The 21071-nt window shown below is 27.9% G+C and carries 23 protein-coding genes, 1 pseudogene and 1 riboswitch; of the genes and pseudogenes, 2 read left to right on the forward strand and 22 right to left on the reverse strand.

The window, feature by feature from the left end:
- Positions 1-48: 48 nt before the first annotated feature.
- The 15 genes from hisS to SPJ33_RS01480 all read right to left on the reverse strand — a co-directional run bounded on the left by hisS (position 49) and on the right by SPJ33_RS01480 (position 15043).
- A complete protein-coding gene (gene hisS, locus SPJ33_RS01410; protein WP_321116175.1) occupies positions 49-1299 on the reverse strand; it encodes a histidine--tRNA ligase in 1251 nt (416 codons plus the stop codon).
- 11 nt (positions 1300-1310) lie between these two features.
- Positions 1311-2738 carry a coproporphyrinogen III oxidase gene (locus SPJ33_RS01415; protein WP_321116176.1) on the reverse strand — a complete coding sequence of 476 codons (1428 nt, stop codon included), beginning with the start codon at positions 2736-2738 and terminating at the stop codon, positions 1311-1313.
- A gap of 9 nt (positions 2739-2747) precedes the next feature.
- Entirely contained in the window at positions 2748-3347 is a 600-nt protein-coding gene (locus SPJ33_RS01420; RefSeq protein WP_321116177.1) for an MBL fold metallo-hydrolase, read from the reverse strand.
- A gap of 19 nt (positions 3348-3366) precedes the next feature.
- The gene (gene dtd, locus SPJ33_RS01425) at positions 3367-3816 is read right to left on the reverse strand and encodes a D-aminoacyl-tRNA deacylase (RefSeq protein WP_321116178.1); all 450 of its coding nucleotides are present in this window, start codon (positions 3814-3816) and stop codon (positions 3367-3369) included.
- A 14-nt stretch (positions 3817-3830) separates the two neighbouring features.
- Positions 3831-6011 carry a bifunctional (p)ppGpp synthetase/guanosine-3',5'-bis(diphosphate) 3'-pyrophosphohydrolase gene (locus SPJ33_RS01430; RefSeq protein WP_321116179.1) on the reverse strand — a complete coding sequence of 727 codons (2181 nt, stop codon included), beginning with the start codon at positions 6009-6011 and terminating at the stop codon, positions 3831-3833.
- A gap of 115 nt (positions 6012-6126) precedes the next feature.
- Positions 6127-6645 carry an adenine phosphoribosyltransferase gene (locus SPJ33_RS01435; protein WP_321116180.1) on the reverse strand — a complete coding sequence of 173 codons (519 nt, stop codon included), beginning with the start codon at positions 6643-6645 and terminating at the stop codon, positions 6127-6129.
- A gap of 42 nt (positions 6646-6687) precedes the next feature.
- Positions 6688-7545 carry a DHH family phosphoesterase gene (locus SPJ33_RS01440; RefSeq protein ID WP_321116182.1) on the reverse strand — a complete coding sequence of 286 codons (858 nt, stop codon included), beginning with the start codon at positions 7543-7545 and terminating at the stop codon, positions 6688-6690.
- Between the two features lie 145 nt (positions 7546-7690).
- Positions 7691-8560 carry a protein translocase subunit SecF gene (gene secF, locus SPJ33_RS01445; RefSeq protein WP_321116184.1) on the reverse strand — a complete coding sequence of 290 codons (870 nt, stop codon included), beginning with the start codon at positions 8558-8560 and terminating at the stop codon, positions 7691-7693.
- A gap of 4 nt (positions 8561-8564) precedes the next feature.
- Positions 8565-9815, reverse strand: coding sequence for a protein translocase subunit SecD (gene secD, locus SPJ33_RS01450; protein WP_321116185.1), 1251 nt, complete (start codon positions 9813-9815; stop codon positions 8565-8567).
- 219 nt (positions 9816-10034) lie between these two features.
- The gene (yajC, locus tag SPJ33_RS01455) at positions 10035-10316 is read right to left on the reverse strand and encodes a preprotein translocase subunit YajC (protein ID WP_321116186.1); all 282 of its coding nucleotides are present in this window, start codon (positions 10314-10316) and stop codon (positions 10035-10037) included.
- Positions 10317-10445: 129 nt separating this feature from the next.
- Positions 10446-11585 (reverse strand): tRNA guanosine(34) transglycosylase Tgt, encoded by a 1140-nt coding sequence (gene tgt / locus SPJ33_RS01460; RefSeq protein WP_321116188.1) that lies wholly within the window; start codon positions 11583-11585, stop codon positions 10446-10448.
- Positions 11586-11616: 31 nt separating this feature from the next.
- Positions 11617-12642, reverse strand: coding sequence for a tRNA preQ1(34) S-adenosylmethionine ribosyltransferase-isomerase QueA (gene queA / locus SPJ33_RS01465; RefSeq protein ID WP_321116189.1), 1026 nt, complete (start codon positions 12640-12642; stop codon positions 11617-11619).
- 24 nt (positions 12643-12666) lie between these two features.
- On the reverse strand, positions 12667-13668 hold the full coding sequence (gene ruvB, locus SPJ33_RS01470; protein ID WP_321116190.1) for a Holliday junction branch migration DNA helicase RuvB: 1002 nt from the start codon (positions 13666-13668) through the stop codon (positions 12667-12669).
- Between the two features lie 9 nt (positions 13669-13677).
- Entirely contained in the window at positions 13678-14286 is a 609-nt protein-coding gene (gene ruvA, locus SPJ33_RS01475; RefSeq protein ID WP_321116191.1) for a Holliday junction branch migration protein RuvA, read from the reverse strand.
- A 169-nt stretch (positions 14287-14455) separates the two neighbouring features.
- Positions 14456-15043 carry a hypothetical protein gene (locus SPJ33_RS01480; RefSeq protein ID WP_321116192.1) on the reverse strand — a complete coding sequence of 196 codons (588 nt, stop codon included), beginning with the start codon at positions 15041-15043 and terminating at the stop codon, positions 14456-14458.
- A 191-nt stretch (positions 15044-15234) separates the two neighbouring features.
- Here SPJ33_RS01480 and SPJ33_RS01485 point away from each other — a divergent pair, with 191 nt between their 5' ends.
- Positions 15235-16746 (forward strand): ABC transporter permease subunit, encoded by a 1512-nt coding sequence (locus SPJ33_RS01485; protein ID WP_321116193.1) that lies wholly within the window; start codon positions 15235-15237, stop codon positions 16744-16746.
- 13 nt (positions 16747-16759) lie between these two features.
- A complete protein-coding gene (locus SPJ33_RS01490; protein ID WP_321116194.1) occupies positions 16760-17509 on the forward strand; it encodes an amino acid ABC transporter ATP-binding protein in 750 nt (249 codons plus the stop codon).
- Positions 17510-17558: 49 nt separating this feature from the next.
- On the opposite strand, the gene add is transcribed toward SPJ33_RS01490, so the two are convergent.
- The 7 genes and pseudogenes from add to SPJ33_RS01520 all read right to left on the reverse strand — a co-directional run.
- Positions 17559-18554, reverse strand: a complete 996-nt coding sequence (add, locus tag SPJ33_RS01495; RefSeq protein ID WP_321116195.1) for an adenosine deaminase — start codon at positions 18552-18554, stop codon at positions 17559-17561.
- Between the two features lie 77 nt (positions 18555-18631).
- Positions 18632-18729: riboswitch (purine riboswitch) on the reverse strand.
- A 39-nt stretch (positions 18730-18768) separates the two neighbouring features.
- Complete coding sequence (locus tag SPJ33_RS01500) at positions 18769-18942, reverse strand: hypothetical protein (RefSeq protein ID WP_321116196.1); 174 nt, start codon at positions 18940-18942, stop codon at positions 18769-18771.
- Between the two features lie 22 nt (positions 18943-18964).
- On the reverse strand, positions 18965-19132 hold the full coding sequence (locus SPJ33_RS01505; RefSeq protein ID WP_321116197.1) for a small, acid-soluble spore protein, alpha/beta type: 168 nt from the start codon (positions 19130-19132) through the stop codon (positions 18965-18967).
- 118 nt (positions 19133-19250) lie between these two features.
- Positions 19251-19745, reverse strand: coding sequence for a hypothetical protein (locus tag SPJ33_RS01510; RefSeq protein WP_321116198.1), 495 nt, complete (start codon positions 19743-19745; stop codon positions 19251-19253).
- The gene (locus SPJ33_RS01515; protein ID WP_321116199.1) at positions 19745-20188 is read right to left on the reverse strand and encodes a hypothetical protein; all 444 of its coding nucleotides are present in this window, start codon (positions 20186-20188) and stop codon (positions 19745-19747) included. The genes SPJ33_RS01510 and SPJ33_RS01515 overlap by 1 nt, the downstream gene beginning before the upstream one ends.
- Before the next feature lie 140 nt (positions 20189-20328).
- Positions 20329-20568 (reverse strand): annotated as a pseudogene (locus tag SPJ33_RS10630) (OB-fold protein); the annotation flags it as partial.
- Between the two features lie 118 nt (positions 20569-20686).
- A partial coding sequence (locus SPJ33_RS01520; RefSeq protein WP_321116200.1) for an RNA-guided endonuclease TnpB family protein occupies positions 20687-21071 on the reverse strand: 385 nt, incomplete at its 5' end.

The following is a 21071-nucleotide window of genomic DNA, read 5'->3' on the forward strand; positions in this document are numbered from 1 at the left end:
GTGATTCCTCCATATCTATTTAAAATAATTTATTTTAAGCTTTTTTAATTATGATTTAACTATTTCTTTTATCTTTTCTAAGTCATCTAAACTTATTTCAAATTGTTCTCCATCTTCCATTCTCTTAAATCTTGCTTTTCTGCTTTGTAATTCATCATCACCTAGAACAACACTAAATTTTGCTCCTATTTTATTTGCATACTTCATTTCTGCCTTAAAGCTTCTTCCTGCATGATTTATTTCAGAACTTACACCAATACTTCTTAAAGCATGTGCTAACTTAAATGCTTCTTTTGCCCCTTCTTCTCCTCTTGATGCTAAATAAAGTTCAACAACTGGATCTTTTGGAATTTCTATACCTTCTTTTTCAATAGCCATTATAAGTCTTTCTATTCCCATACCAAAGCCAACAGCTGGCATTTCAGGTCCACCTATTTCTTCAATTAATTTATCATATCTTCCTCCACCACATACTGTGAAATCAGAATTTAATATTTCAAATATTGTTTTAGTATAATAATCAAGTCCTCTAACTATACCTGGATCAACATTATAGTCTATACCTAAAATATCTAGGTATTCTTTAACCTTTGTAAAGTGATCACTACAATCTTCGCACACATAGTCTAATATTATTGGAGCATTTTTAGTTATTTCTTTGCAGCTCTTTTCCTTACAGTCTAAAATTCTCATAGGATTTTTTTCAAATCTTGTCTTACAAGTAGGACATAAATTTTCATAATTATCTTGTAAGAATTTCTTTAATGCTTCATTATATTTTGGTCTACAATTTGGACATCCTAAGTTATTTATGTTAAGAGTTAATCCTTTAAGACCTATCTTTTTAAGCACTTGCATTGCAAGAGCCATAACTTCAGCATCTATTGATGGATTTGAAGCACCAAACATTTCAATACCAAATTGATGGAACTGTCTATATCTTCCTTTTTGAGCTTTTTCATATCTAAAGCATGGAGTTATATAAAATAACTTAGTTGGTTGAGCTTCATTAAATAATCTATTCTCAATAAATGCTCTAACTGCAGGTGCAGTTCCCTCTGGCTTTAAAGTTATACTTCTTGATCCTTTATCTTCAAAAGTATACATTTCTTTTTGAACTATATCAGTTGTTTCACCAACACCTCTTAAAAATAGTTCTGTGTGTTCAAATATAGGAGTTCTTATTTCTCTTACTCCAAAATTTTTAGATAATTCTCTAAATATATTTTCAACATAATGCCACTTATAAGCATCACTTGGTAACATATCTTTAGTACCCTTAGGTGCTTGTATTTCCATTTTCTTGCCTCCTATCTGTATAATGTATCAAGTAATTTTATTTTACCTTCTATCATCTCATCTATTCTATTTACATACTCTCTAACATCTTTAACATTTGGAAATCTTTCTATTCTATTTTCATCTTTGAAAACTACTTTAGATACAGCATCAGCTCCAAGTGCAATTATAGTTTGAGTATCCTCTATCATTTGCATATTATAAATGCACTCTTTTCCTTCTTTTGCATATCCTATATTTTCCATATTCCCAACCATGTTTTTTTGTCTATACATATAGTATGGTTTAAGATTTAATTCTTTAGAAAGCTCTTTACTTTCATTATACATTTTTGTTATTTCATCTTGGTTTTTAATACCAAGTCCTTTTTTTAATATAAAGTTTTCATAAAGTCTTGAACCTCTCTTTAATGAAAGTCCATGAACTGTTAAGCTATCTGGTTTAAGCTTTTTTATTTCTCTTGCTGTATTTAAAGCTTCTTTATATCCTTCTCCTGGAAGTCCTATTATCATATCCATGTTTATATCTTTAAAGCCAAGCTCTCTTGCCATATTAAACTTTTCTTTTACATCTTCTACGCTATGATTTCTTCCGATTAATTTTAAAGTTTCATCATTCATAGTTTGAGGATTTATACTTATTCTTGAAACTTCATATTTTTTCATAGTTTCAAGCTTTTCTCTAGTAATAGAATCTGGTCTTCCACACTCAACTGTAAATTCTATTATTTCTCTATTTCTTACAAAAGAATTATAAATCCTCTCCATTACTTCTTCAAATTCCTCATTTGATACAGCAGTTGGAGTTCCTCCTCCAAAGTATACTGTTTCTATAGCTAAATTCTTTTTATCTACATATTCTTTTATCTTTTCTATTTCATGAGAAAGTGCATTTAAATAAGGAGTTACTAACTTCTTATTTCCTCCTATAGGATTAGATGCAAAAGAACAATATAAACATCTTGTAGGGCAAAAAGCCATACCTATATAAATAGCAATCTTTTCATTATTAACATTTACAAACTTTTCTTCAAGTTTTGCAACATCAATACAAAGCTTTGCTTTTTCTTCGCTTGCTATATGTTTATCATAAAAATATTTTATTATTTCATCTTCACTTTTCCCTTCATTTAGAAGTTTTAAAGCGATTTTAGAAGGTCTTATTCCAACTAAAGTTCCCCAAGGATATATATCTTTAGTTATTTCTCTAAGCCCTTTAAATATAACTTTTTTTATAGAATCTTTTATATTTTCTTCAATATTTTCACTTAATTCTAAATTTGAAGCTTTAAATAAAACTTTATCAGCTTCTATATTTACTATATAGTCATAATCTCCTTCTTCAGGAAATTTTAATTCATCTAAAGGAAAATATATATTAAACATTTGATAAACATCATATCTGTATTTTAAATCATTTAATCCTATATTTATTATCATAATTTCTCCTTAAGTTAAAAATGGATTATTATTTTTTTCAAATCCAATTGATGATTTTGGACCATGTCCTGGATATACTGTAACATCATCTCCTAAAGGTAATAACTTAGTTTTTATGCTAGTTATTATTTTGCCATAGTCTCCTCCAGAAAAATCTGTTCTACCTATTGCACCTTGGAATAATGTATCACCTGAAAATAAATTTTTATCAATTAAAAAACAAACTCCACCTTCTGTATGTCCAGGCGTATGAATTATATTAACCTTGTGTTTTCCAATATATAATTCTGTATTTTCATCTAAATATCCATCAGCTTTTCTCACATTTCCAAATACATAATTATCATTTTTTACATATTCTTCTTCAGCTTCATGCATATAAAACGGAATATTTAATAGTTTGCTTAAGTACTCAACTGCGCCAACATGATCTACATGTGCATGTGTTAATAAAATAAACTTAGGTTTTATATTTAACCCTTTTAGTATACCTTCAAGCTTTATTTCATCTCCACCTGGATCTATTATTCCAGCTTCTCTTGTATCTTCATCTATTACTATATAACAATTGGCATCATATATCCCTGCTGGTATTGTTTTTATTATCATAAAAAACATCTCCTTAAGATTAAAATTGTTTAAAACTATCTAACAATATAGTTACTGGACCATCATTTTGAATATCAACTTCCATATGTGCTCCAAACTCTCCTGTCTCTACTTTTAAACCTGTATGTTTTAACATATCTATAAACTTATTATATAATATTTTTGCCTCTTCTCCACCCTTAGCATTCATAAAATTAGGTCTTCTACCTTTTCTACAATCGCCATAAAGAGTAAATTGAGAAATTGCTAATATATCTCCCTTTATATCTAAAAGTGAATAATTCATCTTATCATTTTCATCTTCAAAAATCCTAAGATTTATTATTTTATCTTTTATATATTCTAAATCTTTTATAGTATCTTCCTTTGAGATACCAATTAAAACATTTATTCCTAAGCCAATTTCTCCAATTATCTTGCCATCTACTTTTACTTTTGATGAAGAAACTCTCTGTACTACTGCTCTCAAAATGGACACTTCCTTTAATTATTCATTCTATATACGTCTATAACACCCTTAATTCTTCTTATAGCTTTCATAAATTCTTTAAGTTGTTCAATTGAATTTATCTTAATTTTTACATTTATTATAGCTATATTTCCCTTTATAGAATTAGCATTTAATGAATTAAGCGGCAATCCTTTATCAGTTATAATAGCCATTATATCCGCTAAAATTCCCATTCTATCTTCTGTTTTAATCTGAATTTCCGCTATATATCCAGAACCTTCTTCTTTTCCAAAACTTGCTTCTACTATTTTTTCTGGTTCAGTTTCTATTAAGCTTTTTAAGTTGTTACAGTCTTTTCTATGAATTGATACTCCTCTTCCTTTTGTGATATATCCTAAAACATCATCACCTGGAACAGGATTGCAACATTTAGCGAATCTGACCATAATATTTTTAAGGCCTTTTACAGTTACTCCATAAGTATTGTTCTTCTCTTGCTTTTTCTCACTTTTTTGTATCTTTTCTTCGATATCTTTTTCTAAAGCATGCTTAGAATACTTTTCTTTTTCATCTATATTATCCTCTTTAAGTCTTGATACAAAATTACATGTATTTATAACGCCAATACCTATGCTTAAGTAAAGATCTTCAATTTGATGAATATTGTGTCTTTTCATCATTCTTTCATATACATCGCCTTTTGCAATATCATTATAGCTAACATTTTGCTTTTTAAGCTCTTTTTCTAGAAGTTCTTTACCTTTTTCAATATTTTCTTCTTTTTTAACTTTCTTAAACCATTGTCTTATTTTACTTTTTGCTTGGTTACTCTTTGCAATATTTAACCAATCCATATTAGGGCCTTTTGCAGCTTTTGAAGTTATTATTTCAACTATTTCACCGGTTTTAAGTTTATAGTCTAAAGGAACTATTTTTCCATTAACCTTAGCACCAACGCATTTATTTCCTACATCAGTATGAATTCTATAAGCAAAATCTATTGGAGTAGATCCACTTGAAAGATTTATAACAACTCCTTTTGGTGTAAATACAAACACTTCATCTGAGAATAAATCTATTTTAAAACCTTCTATAAATTCTTCTGCGTCTGAAGTTTCTCTTTGCCACTCTAACATATCTCTAAGCCATACAAGTTTTGTTTCAAAGTCTACACTATCATCAGCATTTCCTTCTTTATACTTCCAATGGGCAGCTATACCATATTCAGCAGTTTTATGCATCTCAAATGTTCTTATTTGAATTTCAAATGTTTTTCCTTGTGGTCCGATTACAGTTGTATGAAGTGATTGATACATATTAGGCTTTGGCATAGCTATATAATCTTTAAATCTTCCTGGAATAGGCTTATATATAGTATGAACTATACCTAATACTCCATAACAATCCTTAACAGAATCAACTAATATTCTTATTGCTGTTAAATCAAATATTTGTTCAATACTCTTATGCTTATTGACCATCTTTCTATAAATACTATAAAAATGTTTTGGTCTTCCTTCTATATCAGCATCTATTCCTGAATCTTCTAATTTTTGATGTAAATCTTTTATAACCGAATCAATATATTTTTCTCTTTCAATTCTTTTTTCAGCAATCTTATGAACTAAATCATAATATTCCTCTTCATGTAAATATCTAAAACTTAAGTCTTCTAATTCCCACTTAATTTTTGACATACCAAGTCTATGTGCAAGTGGTGCATATATATCTAAAGTTTCTTTTGCTTTTTGCTTTTGCTTTTCTTTTTTCATAAACTTCAAAGTTCTCATATTATGAAGTCTATCTGCTAATTTTATTATTATTACTCTAATATCCTTAGCCATTGCAAGAAGCATTTTTCTTACATTATCAGCTTGTTGTTCTTCCTTAGTCTTATATTGAATCTTACCAAGCTTTGTTACACCTTCAACTAAATTTGCAATTTCTTCATTAAATTCTTTGGCTAAATCTTCGTAAGTATAATCTGTATCTTCAATTACATCATGCAAAAGCCCTGCTGCAATTGTACTAGTGTCCATCCCTAGTTCTGCTAAAATACAAGCAACATCTATTGGATGTATTATGTATGGTTCTCCCGATTCCCTGCTTTGGTTTTTATGAGCCTCTTTAGCTAAATTATACGCCTTTTTTATTGTTTCGATATTGACATTATTACAATTTTCGTTAATAATTTTAATTAATTTATCTATCATTAGGATTACTCTCCTTAAAATGTTTAAAAACTATAATTACTTAAAATCAAAGGCTGGTTTTTTAACCAGCCATTATCTATAATTATATAATATTGTCAAATCATTTTCAATAATTTTAAGCATCGTATTTTGTTAATGACATAACATCATAACCTTGAAGCTTATCTCTACCCTTTAAATCAGTAAGTTCTATAACAAAATTTAATGATACAACTTCACCACCTGCAAGTTCTACAAGCTTTGTAACTGCTTCAATAGTACCACCTGTAGCTAATAAGTCATCAACTATAGCTACTCTTTGACCTTTTTTTATTGCACCTTTATGAAGTTCTAAATTGTCTGTGCCATATTCTAAGTCATAAGCTATTGAGAAAGTTTCTCCTGGTAATTTTCCAGGTTTTCTAACAGGTACAAAACCTGCTCCTAAAGCATAAGCTACAGGAACTCCGAATATAAAACCTCTTGCTTCTGGTCCTACAACTATATCAATATTTTTATCTTTTAAATGATCTGCTATTAAATTAACAGATTCTCTTAAACCTTCACCATCACCTATTAATGTAGTGATATCTTTAAAGCTTATCCCATCTTTTGGAAAGTTATCTATTACTCTTATTTTGTCCTTTAAATTCATAATAATTCCTCCAATATTTTAAGAAATTCACCTTTAAAACTTTTATCTTTGGTGTACTCTTGTATTATATAAATATTTTGCTATTTGTTCTGCTCTATCTTCATCATTTGTAGTAAGTAGCTCTAAAACTATTCTAGCATTATTAATCATACCAACTGCACTTTTAGTTGGAGTAATTAAATTTATTATCTTCTCTATATTCTCATCATCAAGCTCTTCTATATTATTGAAATTAATGATTGCTCTTAATCCAATATTATTTGTATTATCTAAAAATTTCTTGCCTTCTTTTAAGAAAACTGCGTTTTCTCCTTTATCTGAAGAACCAGCCCATTTAGTACCAATTAAAATTAAATCTAAGTATTTATTAATACTTTTCATATTATAATAAATAGCTATTGCTTGCATTAACTTAAACGTCAATGCACTTATGGATAAAGTCTTGTACCTATACTGGCATGACTTTTGTCTAGGATTTATGTAAATGTAATCTCTTTTTTCATCTGTCTTTTTATTTTCAAGGACAATTAAATCTATTCCTAAAGTTTTACAAAGTTCTGCTTCAGCTTTTGAAGCTAAATCTAAACCTAAAGTAATAAGTAATTCTCCTCCTAAAAAATCAACTTTCGTCTTTATATCAAAAGAGTCTACTTTTTTACACTCTTCTCCTCCATCATGAATTAAATATTCTACATCTGCATTTAAGTATCTTAGCACTAAGCTTAAGGAAGCAATTGCACAAATACCATCAACAGTGTCTGTTCCATATATAATGATTTTCTCCCTATTATTAATAGCAGTAATAAGACGTTCTATCGACTTGTTCATGTCTTTTAAAATAAAGGGATTATATCCTCTTATGTAATTAGGGCAATATATGCTCTCCCAAAACTTACGCATCACTTACTATCTCCTCCATAAAATTAGAAAACACTAATATTATAATTTAAAACATGCCATTTGACAAATATTTATGAAAAAAAATTAAAAAACCTTCAAAACTAAGTTTTGAAGGCCTAAATTTTTAATATAATTAAAAATTTAATTATGCTTTTTTAATTTTCTTTTTATGTCCAAATTTTTGTAATAAAACCCACATTGGTGATGCTATAAATATTGATGAATAAGCTCCAGTTGCTATACCAATTATAAGAGGGAATGAAAACTCTCTAACTGTTGGTACAAAAATATTTACTGCAATTATTGTAATTAATGTAGTTAATGTAGTGTTTATTGATCTTGACATAGTTTGTGTTAAACTTTTATCTGCAATTTCTGTAGGAGAACTCTTTCTCATAAATTTAGCATTTTCTCTTATTCTATCGAAAATTACTATAGTATCATTTATTGAATATCCTACAATAGTAAGTATAGCTGCTATAAATGGTGAATTAACTGTAATATTAAATATAGCATAAACACTTATTGTAATTAATAAATCATGAATTAAAGCAGTTAATGCTGCTATACCAAATTTAAACTCAAATCTTATAGCTATATATATAAGCATACATATAAATGCTACGCCTAATGCTAAAAATGCTTTTTGTGTTAATTCTTTTCCTATTGATGCTCCTATTTCATTTTGTGAAACTATAGCCTTATTACCTATTTTGAAATCTTTCTTAAATACATCATATATTTCATTAACTTTTTCTGTAGTTAAATCTGATGATTTTATTTCATACTCTGTATTATTTACAGTATTTGTTACAGCATTTGGTGAATATTTTTTTACAATATCATCTGCTTTTTGTTTATCGAATTCTTTGCCAAACTCAAATACAACTTGAGTACCACCTTTAAAATCTATTCCAAAATTAAGACCTCTTGTAAAAGTAAATCCTAATCCAACTATTATAATAGCAAGTGATAAAGCAATCCATATTTTTGCATGTTCTATTATCTTTAGCATAGCTTTACCCCCTTTTTGCTTTTACTCTAAAATAAGATAGCTTACTTAATAAGCCTGCATTTAGAGCTTGATTCATTAAAAATTTAGTAACTATAAGTGCAGTAAATAAACTTACAACTATACCTATCATAAGTGTTATTGCAAATCCTTTAACTGAACCTGAACCAATAAAGTATAATACTAATGCAGCAATTATTGTTGTTATATTTGAGTCAACTATTGATGAAAGCGCATTATCAAAACCTTTTTTAACAGCAGATTTTACTGATAAACCTTTTCTTAATTCTTCTCTAATTCTCTCAAATATAAGTACATTTGCATCTACTGCCATACCTATAGTAAGTAAGAAACCTGCTATACCTGGAAGTGTAAGTGTTGCACCTATCTCAACAAATACTAAAAGTACTAAAGTTGTATATAATATTAATGCTATACTTGCAATAAATCCTGGCACTCTATAATAAAGAATCATAAATACAAATATTAAACATATACCAATAGCACCTGCTTTTATAGCGTTTGGTAGTGCTGTTTCTCCAAGTTGAGCACCTACTGTTTGTTGTGAAAGTGCCTTTATTGAAACTGGAAGTGCTCCTGAATTAATAAGACCTGCAATATTTTTTGCTTCGTCTATAGTACTCATTCCAGTTATAACTGCTTCTCCGTTAGTTATTTCACTTTGAACTGTAGGATTTGTAAGCTGTTCACTATCCATATTTATAGAAATTTGTTTTCCTAAATATTTCTTCGTTGCTTCTGCAAATAGTTTTGTTCCTTCAGCATTTAACTCTAAAGTTACTACTGGTCTATTAGTTTGCTGATCAATATTGGCAGTTGCTTTTTTAACATCTTTTCCAGTTAAAAGAACTTTTCCATCTGGAGCCTTAAATGTAAGATCACCTGTTTTACTTAAAGAGCTAGCTATTTCTTGAGAATTATATTCTCCTGGAATATCAACTCTTATTTTATTATCTCCTTCTGTAGTAACAACAGTTTCAGCAACTCCAAGCTTATTAACTCTTAGTTGAATTAAATCTTTTGTTTTTTGTAAATCTTCATGACTTACATTTTTATCTTGTATTCCAAGCAAAACTGAAACTCCACCTTGCAAATCTAAGCCTTTTGTTATCGTGTCATTAAAAGACTTAATTTCCCATCCGCCTATTTTGATTCCTCTAAAACACACGGCTGCGAAAAGTATGATAACTAAGGTACAAAGTGTAAAAATAAATTTGCTTTTTCCTTTCCCTTTCATTTTTATCTCCTTTCGTTTTTTAACATTGATTTTATATAATAAATTTTTACATTTTATCTTACATTTATTGGAATTTTAATTGTTAAATCGATTTTAATTATATCATATTAACTTACCTTAATAAAGTATTATGTATATATACAAATTTTTTACAATGTATATTAAATTAGATTTTCTTTAAACAAGAAATATCCATCAGCAACACGCCGATGGATATTTCTATGCTTTTTTATTATCTTCTTTGTTTAATTTGCTTGCTATTGAATTTCTAACTAGCTTAATCTTTGTTCTATCTGAACTAGTTTCTATAACTATATGTTCTTCATCCATTTGAACTATTTTACCAACAATTCCGCCTCTTGTCATTATATCATCATTAATTTGTAATGAATCCATCATTTGGCTATATTGCTTCTTTCTTTTCTTTTCTGGGAAAATAATCATAAAGAAGAAAAGTACAAATATAACTACTAGTGGTAGTACTTGATATAAAATCGCCATAAATTTACTTCCTTTCATACTAAAATGATTCTTTGTTGGAATTAAATACTATCCCATAAAATGAGTTTACATTTATTTTATTTTGTTGTCAACAAGCTTTTCTTTTTGTATGAAAATTAATGTATAAAATTATTTTTTTATATTCCAATCTTTAAGTTTTTGTTCTTTAAATTCTTTAAATCTATCTTCATCAATAGCTTTTCTTATATCTTCCATAAGTTTATTATAAAAATAAAGATTATGTAGAACACAAAGTCTCATTGCAAGCATTTCCTTAGCCTTAAATAAGTGTCTTATATATGCTCTAGTATAATTTTTACAAGCAGGACATTCACATCCTTCATCTATTGGACCTTTATCTAATTCAAACTTTTTATTCATGATATTTATTTTTCCGTTTTTAGTAAACACATGTCCATGTCTACCATTTCTTGCAGGAAGAACGCAATCAAAGAAGTCTACTCCTCTTTCAACCGCTTCTAATATATTTGCTGGAGTACCAACACCCATTAGATAAATTGGTTTATCTTCTGGAAGATGTGGAACTACAGTTTCTATGATTTCATACATTTCTTCATGAGTTTCTCCAACTGCAAGACCACCTATTGCATATCCATCTAGATCCATCTTTGCAATTGTCTTTGCATGTTCAATTCTTATATCTTTAAAAGTTGCACCTTGATTTATTCCAAATAACATTTGCTCTTTATTTATAGTATCTGGAAGTGAATTTAATCTATCCATTTCCTTTTTACATCTTTCAAGCCATCTTGTTGTTCTAGCAACTGACTTTTCTACATATTCTCTTGGTGATGGTATTTCAATACATTCATCAAAAGCCATTGCTATTGTTGAAGCTAGATTACTTTGTATTTGCATACTTTCTTCTGGTCCCATAAATATTTTTTTACCATCTATGTGTGAGTTAAAATAAACTCCCTCTTCTTCTATCTTTCTAATTCCTGATAGTGAGAATACTTGGAATCCACCTGAATCTGTAAGTATTGGTCTATCCCAATTCATAAATTCATGTAATCCCCCCATTTCCTTAACAACCTTATCTGATGGTCTTAAGTGTAAATGATATGTATTTGAAAGTTCTACTTGGCATCCTATATCTTTTAAATCCATACTTGAAACTGCACCTTTAATGGCAGCTAAAGTACCAACATTCATAAATACAGGTGTTTCTATTGTTCCATGAGGTGTAACAAATCTACCTCTTCTTGCATTTCCATCTTTTTTTAGTAATGTGTATCTTTTACTCAAAAAGTTCACTCCTTTAAATTTATCGTAAAGATTATTTTATAAACATCGCATCTCCAAATGAGAAGAATCTATATTTTTCTTTTACAGCTTCATTATAAGCATTTAAAACATGTTCTTTTCCTGCAAGTGCTGAAACTAACATGATTAAAGTTGATTCTGGTAAATGGAAGTTTGTTATTAAGTTATCTACAACTTTAAACTTATATCCTGGATATATAAATATATTAGTCCATCCACTACATTCTCTTACCATTCCATTTTCATCTGCAATAGTTTCTAATGTTCTAGTTGATGTTGTTCCAACAGATATTACTCTTTTACCATTTTTCTTTGTATTATTTATTATTTCTGCTGTTTCTTTTGATAATTGATAAAATTCTGAATGCATAACATGTTCATCAATTGTTTCTGCTTTAACTGGTCTAAATGTTCCAAGCCCTACATGTAAAGTAACGTATGCAATATTTATCCCCTTATCTTCTATCTTCTTTAATAATTCTTCTGTAAAATGTAAGCCCGCTGTTGGTGCTGCAGCTGATCCTGTTTCTTTTGAATATACTGTTTGATATCTTTCTCTATCATCTAATTTTTCATGAATATATGGAGGAAGTGGCATTTCCCCTAGTGAATCTAAAACTTCTTCAAATATTCCTTCATATTCAAATTCTATAATTCTGTTTCCAGTTTCTAAAACTTCTAAAACTTTACACTTTAATTTTCCATCACCAAATTCAAATCTTCTACCTGGTCTTGCACTCTTTCCTGGCTTTGCTAAGCATTCCCATTTATCGCCTTCTATTCTCTTAAGAAGTAAAAATTCTATTTTACCGCCAGTACCTTCTTTAGCACCTATAAGTCTAGCTGGCATAACTCTTGTATTATTTAAAACTAAAGTATCTCCTTCATTTAAATACTCTATTATATCCTTAAATACTTTGTGTTCTATTTCACCAGTTTCTTTATCAAGCACCATTAATCTTGATGTATCTCTTTTTTCTAATGGATGTTGCGCTATTAATTCTTCTGGTAAATAAAAATCAAAATCGCTTACTTTCATATCTTTTGTCTCCCTTACTATTTTTTATTTATCTTTATAAAACTCTCTACCTAAGTGTTTATATGCCCTTTCAGTTGCAACTCTTCCTCTTGGTGTTCTAACTATAAATCCTCTTTGAAGAAGATATGGTTCATATACATCTTCTAAGGTTCCAAGTTCTTCACCTATAAAATAAGAAAGAGTTTCTATTCCAACAGGTCCACCTTTAAAATTATCTATTATAGCCTCTAAAATTTTATTATCAACTCTATCAAATCCTTGACTATCAACTTCTAATAATTCTAAAGCATCTTTTGATTCTTTAAAACTTATAAGCTTATCGGCTTTAACTTCAGAGTAATCTCTAACTCTTTTTAAAAGTCTATTTGCAATTCTTGGAGTTCCTCTTGATCTTCTTGCGATCTCAAGTGCACCTTCTTCTGTTATATCACAGCCAAGAACTAGTGCACTTCTTACTATAATATCTTTTAATTGATCTTCTGTATAGTATTCCATAGAACATAATACTCCAAATCTATCTCTTAAAGGAGAAGTCAACATTCCTATTCTTGTTGTTGCACCTATCAATGTAAACTTAGGTAAATCTATTCTTATTGATTTAGCAGCTGCACCCTTTCCTATAACTATATCAAGTGCATAATCTTCCATAGCTGGATATAAAATTTCTTCAATATTTCTATTTAGTCTATGAATTTCATCTATAAATAAAACATCATTATCTTCAAGTGTTGTTAAAATTGCAGCTAAATCTCCAGCTCTTTCTATTGCTGGTCCTGATGTTATTTTTAAGTTTCCACCCATTTCTTTTGCAATAATATTTGCAAGTGTTGTTTTACCAAGCCCGGGTGGTCCATATAATAAAACATGATCTAAGGCTTCACCCCTATTTTTTGCCGCTTTTATAAAAATATCTAATCTTTCTTTTACCTTATCTTGCCCAATATATTCACTTATTCTTTGAGGTCTTAAACTTAATTCACCATTAACATCTTCATTAAGTTCATTTGGTGTAATAACTCTTTCCATCATTTTCACCTATCCCATTAATACTCTTAAACTGTCTTTTATCATAACTTCTACTGTATTTTCTTTATTTATATTTTTTATAGCCATATTAGCCTCTTTTTCACTATATCCTAATGCTAAAAGTGCGCCTAGAACTTCTGAAACTTTGATTGCATAATCATCTTCATTTATTTTTAAATCTATATCACTAACATTATCTCCATCTAGTAATTCATCAGGTTTTAATTTATCTTTAAGTTCTAATATAATTCTTTCTGCTGTTTTTTTGCCGATTCCAGGTGCTCTACATAAATGTTTATAATCACTGGTCATTATTGCATATTTTAAATTATTAATCTTACTTATTGATAAAAGTGAGAGCGCTGCCCTTGCACCAACACCATTTATAGAAAGTAACATATTAAACATTTTTAATTCTTCTCTTGATAAAAATCCATATAATCCAATGAAGTCTTCTCTAACTATTTGTTCTAAATATAGCATAACTTCTTCCCCAATGCTTGGCATACCAGACATCGTGATCCCTGAAGAATATATCTTATACCCAATACCACCATTTTCAACAATCACATAATCTTTTACTATACCTATATACTTACCTTTTATATATTCATACATTAAAAATCCCCCTCTCTTTATATAAGTGAAAGTATGTTCCCATATAAGTCTACTTATTACTTTATCATTTTAATTAAAATCTTTCAACAAATCATATTATTTTTAATCTAAAAATTAAGACCTAGCATATTATTTGCTAAGCCTTAATTTTTTTATAAATATCATAAGGTTAAGTAGTTAATTCTGTTATTTTATTTTCAGCCTCTTCAAAACTACTACTATTAAAATATTCATAATTTTTAAGTTTATCTATATCAATATCTCTAAGCATATCTATAGGAATATCTTCTGAATATACTTTTTTATCTTTTATACTTCCTTTATCGTCAGTTTTATATATAGCTAAATATCCATCACTTTCTCCTATATAATAAGTATTTGCTTTTAATTTAGCCTTTTCATCTCTTTTATAAATAAACATTTCATCAGATTTATCAACTAATTTATATCCATCTTTTGATACTGCATTTGTAAGAATTTCCTCTGTAAGATATTCTCCAACATTCATTTCTTTTAATAATTCACTTACTGTTGTAACTTTATCTCTGTTTCTTCCTGTATAAAATGAAACTTTAAGATTTTCTTTTAATGCTCTACTTATAGTAGTTGCTGAAGTTTCTTTTGAATTTTCTATGTTTTGATTATCTAAATTTCTATTTTTTATATTATTTGATGTTATATAATAACTTATAAAAAATAAATTAATAATTCCAAAAATTAAAATTGTAATATATATCTTTTTCTTCATTTTACTCATTTTTATCACTCCTCATTGGTTATTATTGACTTTTTTTTATTTTTTAAACAAAATTTATATTTTTCTAACATATTTTATTAGTAAATTACTAATAATACTTAATATGTATGCTTAATCAATTTATTGACAATTCCTATAGGAATTATATATAATTAAAAAAATGATATTTATTAATGAGAAGAGGAGTTTAGATGAAAAGATTAAAAAATAATATTTTCCTTACTATTATATCTTTTGCTTTGATTGCTCTTTCTTTAGTTGGTTGCACATCTTCAAAAGAAATTAATCAAGTAAGTGATAATAAAAAAACTATAACTATCGGAACATCTGGTGGCTACTATCCATTTACTTTTTCAGATAACGGTAAATTAAGTGGATTTGAAATTGATGTTTGGAATGACATTGGTAAACGTCTTGGTTATAATGTAGAATTTAAAACAGCTTCATTTAGTGGTTTATTTGGTATGTTAGAAAGTGGCAAAGTTGATACGCTAGCAAATCAAATAACTATTTCAGATGAAAGAAAAGAAAAATACTACTTTACAGAGCCAACTGTTTATAGTGGAGCTCAAATAATAGTTAAAAAAGGAAATGATTCAATAAAATCATTTGATGACTTAAAAAACAAAACAGTCGGAGTTGACTTAGGTAGTAACTATGAACAAATAGTTAGAGAAAAAGGTAAAGGTAAAAATATAAAGGTTGTTACATATCAAAATACAGATGCAGCTTTTAATGAACTATTACTTGGAAGAATAGATGCAGTAGTTATAGATAAAGTTTCTGCACTTGCTACAATAAAAGAAAAAGATTTAGCATTGCAACTTGCAGGTAACCCTATTGATAAATTAGAAAATGCATATCCATTTAGAAAAACTAAAGAAAATAAAGAATTTATTGAATTAGTAAATAGCACTTTAAATGATATGCAAAATGATGGTACATTAAAATCTATATCTGATAAATGGCTTGGAATGAACGTAACTGTCCCAAATAATGATGAAGGTAATGTAACTTCTGTAGTATCAAAGGATAAAGCATTATCTTTTGACTTTATGTATTCATTAAAATTAATACCTATGCTAATTACAGCAGTTAAAACTACATTATCTCTTTCAATATTTGGTATGATAATAGGTCTTATAATAGGAATTATTCTTTCATTAATAAGAGTTTATAAGATTCCTGTTTTAAAACAAATAGCTGAAGTTTATATTTCATTTTTAAGAGGAACACCTCTTTTAGTTCAATTATTTTTACTATACTTTGGTATTCCACAAGTAATACCAGCACTTAAAGATATGAGTGCCTATACAGCGGCTCTTGTAGGGCTTGGAATAAATGCTTCAGCATACATAGCAGAAGCACTTAGAGCTTCAATAAACGCAATAAATAAAGGTCAAATGGAAGCATGTCTTTCAGTTGGTATGACACCATGGCAAGGACTTAGAAGAATAATTTTACCTCAAGCATTTAGAATAGCTATACCACCTCTTGGTAATATATTTGTAAATACTATTCAAAGTTCATCACTTGCATTTACACTTGGAGTTGCAGAACTTCTTGCAAAAGCACAAATGCAAGCTGCAGCAAGCTATAAATTCTTTGAAAGTTATATAATAGTAGCTATTATGTACTGGATTATAATAGAATTCTTTAATTACTTACAAAGAATCTTAGAGAGAAAACTTTCAGTATATTAAGAGGTGAATTACTATGATTAAAGTAAAAGGTTTAAAGAAAAGTTTTAAAGACTTAGAAGTTTTAAAAGATATAAATTTAGAAGTAAAAACTGGAGAAGTTGTAGTTATACTTGGACCATCAGGTTCTGGTAAATCAACATTTTTAAGATGTTTAAATTACTTAGAAAAGCCAGATAGTGGTGAAATTACTATAGGCGATGTTACTATAAATGCTAAGAATGCATCAAAAAAAGACATAACAAAATTAAGACAACAATCAGCAATGGTTTTCCAACACTACAATTTATTTAATAACAAAACAGTTCTTCAAAATGTAACTGAAGCATTAATAGTTGTAAAAAAGTTAGATAAAGAAAAGGCTAATAAAATAGCTCTTGATGCACTTAAAAAAGTTGGAATGGAAGATAAAAAAGATGCTTATCCTAATACCTTATCAGGAGGACAACAACAAAGAGTTAGCATAGCTCGTGCTATGGCTATAAACCCAAATGTAATTCTTTTTGATGAACCAACTTCAGCACTTGACCCTGAACTTGTAGCCGAAGTTTTAAATGTTATAAAAGACTTAGCTAAAGAACATAGAACTATGATTATAGTTACTCATGAAATGTCATTTGCTAGAGATGTTGGAGATAGAATAATCTTTATGTCAGATGGAGTTGTTGTTGAAGAAGGAATACCATCTGAAATATTCAAATCACCAAAACATGAAAGAACAAAACAATTCTTAAGTAAATTTATAAATATAGAAAATAATAAATAACAAGAGAAAGCCTATCTAAAATATTTAGATAGGTTTTTTATTAGTTTAATTATTCTATTTGTTCTACTAACCACTTCTTTGTAGCTTCATCACAAAAAGCACCTTTTACACTATCTAAATATATCTTTTTATAATCCTCCTTGCTTAATACAAAGATTTTATTTAAATTGTAGAATTCCTCTGTTAAGCTTATATTTGAAACTGTTCTATTATCTGTATTTACACTAACTAATAAATCATCATCTAAAAACTTCTTTACAGGGTGTTTTTCATAAGAATTAACTGCCTTAGTTTGAATATTGCTCTTAGGACACATTTCCAAAGTTATATTATTTTTTCTTACCAATTCATAAGCATATTTGTCATTTTCAATTGCAACACCATGACCTATTCTTTCTGCTTTTAAAATATTTATAGAATCTATTACATTACTTGAAAATCCCGTTTCTCCAGCATGTATTGTGATTTTATATCCATATTGTCTACCAAGATTAAATGCCTCTTCAAAATCTTTAGCAAATCCTTCAACTTCATTTCCTGCAAGATCAAGAGCCACAACCCCATTACCTATAAATTTAAGGCCACCTTCTAAAACTTCATATGATGAATCCACAGGCATATTTCTTAAAATACTTAATATAAGGTTGCTTTTCACACCAAAATCTCTTTCACCTTCTCTTAAACCTTCAAGAACACTTTCTATAATTTCAAAAACCTTTAGACCTTTCTCTTTATGCAAAAGAGGTGCAAACCTTACTTCTATATATTTAACATTTTCTTTATTAACATCTTCTATTAATTCATAAGCAATCCTTTTAAGATTTTTTCTACTTTGCATTAATTTAAGTGGTAAATCAAATCTTTTTAAGTATTCCTTAAGAGATGGACAATCATTAGGCACAACTAATATATTTTTGATTTCACCATAACTTTTATAACCTAAATCAATGCCCTCTTCTTTCATAAGCTCTAAAACAGTATCTACTCTTAAAGATCCATCTAAATGACAATGCAATTCAACTTTTGGTAAATCCTTAAAATTCATAAACACTCTCCTAAATTTTATTTTTATATTATATGCATTTAATAAAAAAAATTCTCGATTATGAAGAAAATACCTAAATATTTGAGTACTCTCTTCGTAATCAAGAATTATGGTTCTTTATAAAAATTCCCTAACCTATTTTAAGGATTATACGAATAATTTTTAAGTTAAGTATATTTAATCACATATGTAGTCAAATTAGTAAAATTATATACTAAAGTTTAGGATTTTCTTTTCTCTTTATTATTCCTCTATCTTCTCTAGCTATCTTTTCAAATCCTACTTCATTTGCTATTTCATATTGTAATTCATCTAATCTTGGTATTGTTTTTTGACCTTCATTTTTAATATGTGGATGTGTATTTCTAAATTCTTTATCCTTCTTCATAATATTTTCTCCTTAGATTATTTTATTTATCATAAGGTACTTTTCTTTCCTTATTTTTGCCTAATTTTCTTGATTCTCTTGAATATCCTATTTCATTTGCAGTCTCATTTTTCATTTTTTCTAATTCTTTTCTAGTCTTTTGATTTGATTTTTTATTATTTTTACTATTTTTATTATTCTTGTGAGACAAAAAAATCACCTTCCTTTTTTCTTAATACAATAATAGTATTAGTGTTTATAATGCTCTATATACTGTAAAAGATTGTTATAAAAAAGTCTTAGAATTAATATAATTCTAAGACTTTTTATTACATAATAACTCTTTTTAAAACCTTACTTATATTCTTATATAAAAATAAAGTAGCTATAAGTGTACAAATTGCATTTCCTATAGAAACTTGAAAGCCTAAAAGCAAAGTAACTAAAAGAGATTTTGCTCCAAGTCCAGCCGTTAAAAGATATGGAAGATCTATAATTGTTCCCATAATAAAAGATAAAATAGTTCCTACTAATGCATATACATATTCAGATTTAGTCCATTTTGATAAAGCATTATATATAAGTGCATATTGTGGAAGCACTAATAAATACATTACACTCCATGGAGCTATTCCTTTAGTTAGCATTACCAAAATACAAAATACTACAACTGAAAACCATGATACTTTTTTAGAAAGTGTAGTTCCATATAATAAAATTATAAAGCTTACAAGTTCAAAATACGCTACAAAAGACCCCATAAAATATACTATATATAATATAGATGCAAGCACAGCACATTGAGTTAATCTTCTAGTACTCATTAAAACGTATTAGTAAAGACAAATTCAATATTATCACCATCATGTATATTTATTTTATCCATAGCAGGTGCAGTACCTACTTTATAATCTAAATTTTGTGATGGTGACTTATATCCATATATCCACCATGGTCCTTTATTTTTATCTTTTGTTTCTAATCCTTTAAGAGCTAATAAAAATGATCCATATTGCCCATCTTCCATTTTAACTCCTAAACTTTTTTCATTTTCCTTTAAAAATTCGGTTAGTGTGTTTGCATTTGTTTTAAATTCTTCATTTTTAATAATAGTTTTATTATCTACTTCATCTTTTATAGTTATCATTACAGTTTTATCTCCAGAAGAAGAATTATTTGTTGTTTTACTTATGTACCCATATGTAAATAAACCTATTATAATAACTACTACAGCTATTATAAATTTTGTCAAAAATGATTTTTTCATTACTATTATCCTTTCTTTTATATTTATTGTTAAATTTTATTTAGCAAGCTTATTATAATAGTTTTTATATTATATGTAAAATAAATTTATGTATTTAATTTAAAATAAAAAGAGGATTTTTAAAATCCTCTTTTAAATCATTATTTTACTATAGTACAATCCTCTACAGGTATATTAAATTTTGGATTAACATCTTTAATCTTTCCTGTTATAGTTATTATTTTACCTTTTTTTAATTCTTTTACTTCACTCTCATCATCAAAATAACATTGCAGTTCAGTAACTTCAAACTCATCACCACTTGTTAATATAATATATGGCTTATCATCTCCATTCTTATTAATCTCACCACAAATACCTGTTATTTCTAATAATTTATTGCCATACTTCTGAACCTTCCACGACTAAAGTCGTAGGGTTCTTGGTCGATAACACCATTGTGCTAAGCATAACCAAGCTATCCCCGTAGTTCCTACGGTTCTTATATATGTTATCTATTTATATAGTTATATTTCTTAATCCTTCATTTAATATATTTATTGCTGCATTTATATCTCTATCGTGGTTTGCACCACATTTAGGACAAGTCCATTCTCTAATACCTAAATCTTTTACTTCTTCATTTTTATATCCACACTTATTGCATAATTGCGAACTAGCAAAAAATTTATCTACTTTAATTATTTTTCTTCCATACCAATTAGCTTTATATTCTAATTGTCTTACAAATTCTGACCATGACACATCTGCTATTGATTGAGCAAGTTTTTTATTCTTAATCATGTTTTTAACTTGTAAATCCTCAATACAAATAATATCATTTTTTCTTATTAATTCAGTAGATAATTTTTGTAAAAAGTCTTTTCTTTGATTAGAGATATGT

It is taken from the genome of Clostridium sp., from assembly GCF_034179595.1.
In the GTDB taxonomy this organism is placed as follows: domain Bacteria; phylum Bacillota; class Clostridia; order Clostridiales; family Clostridiaceae; genus Clostridium.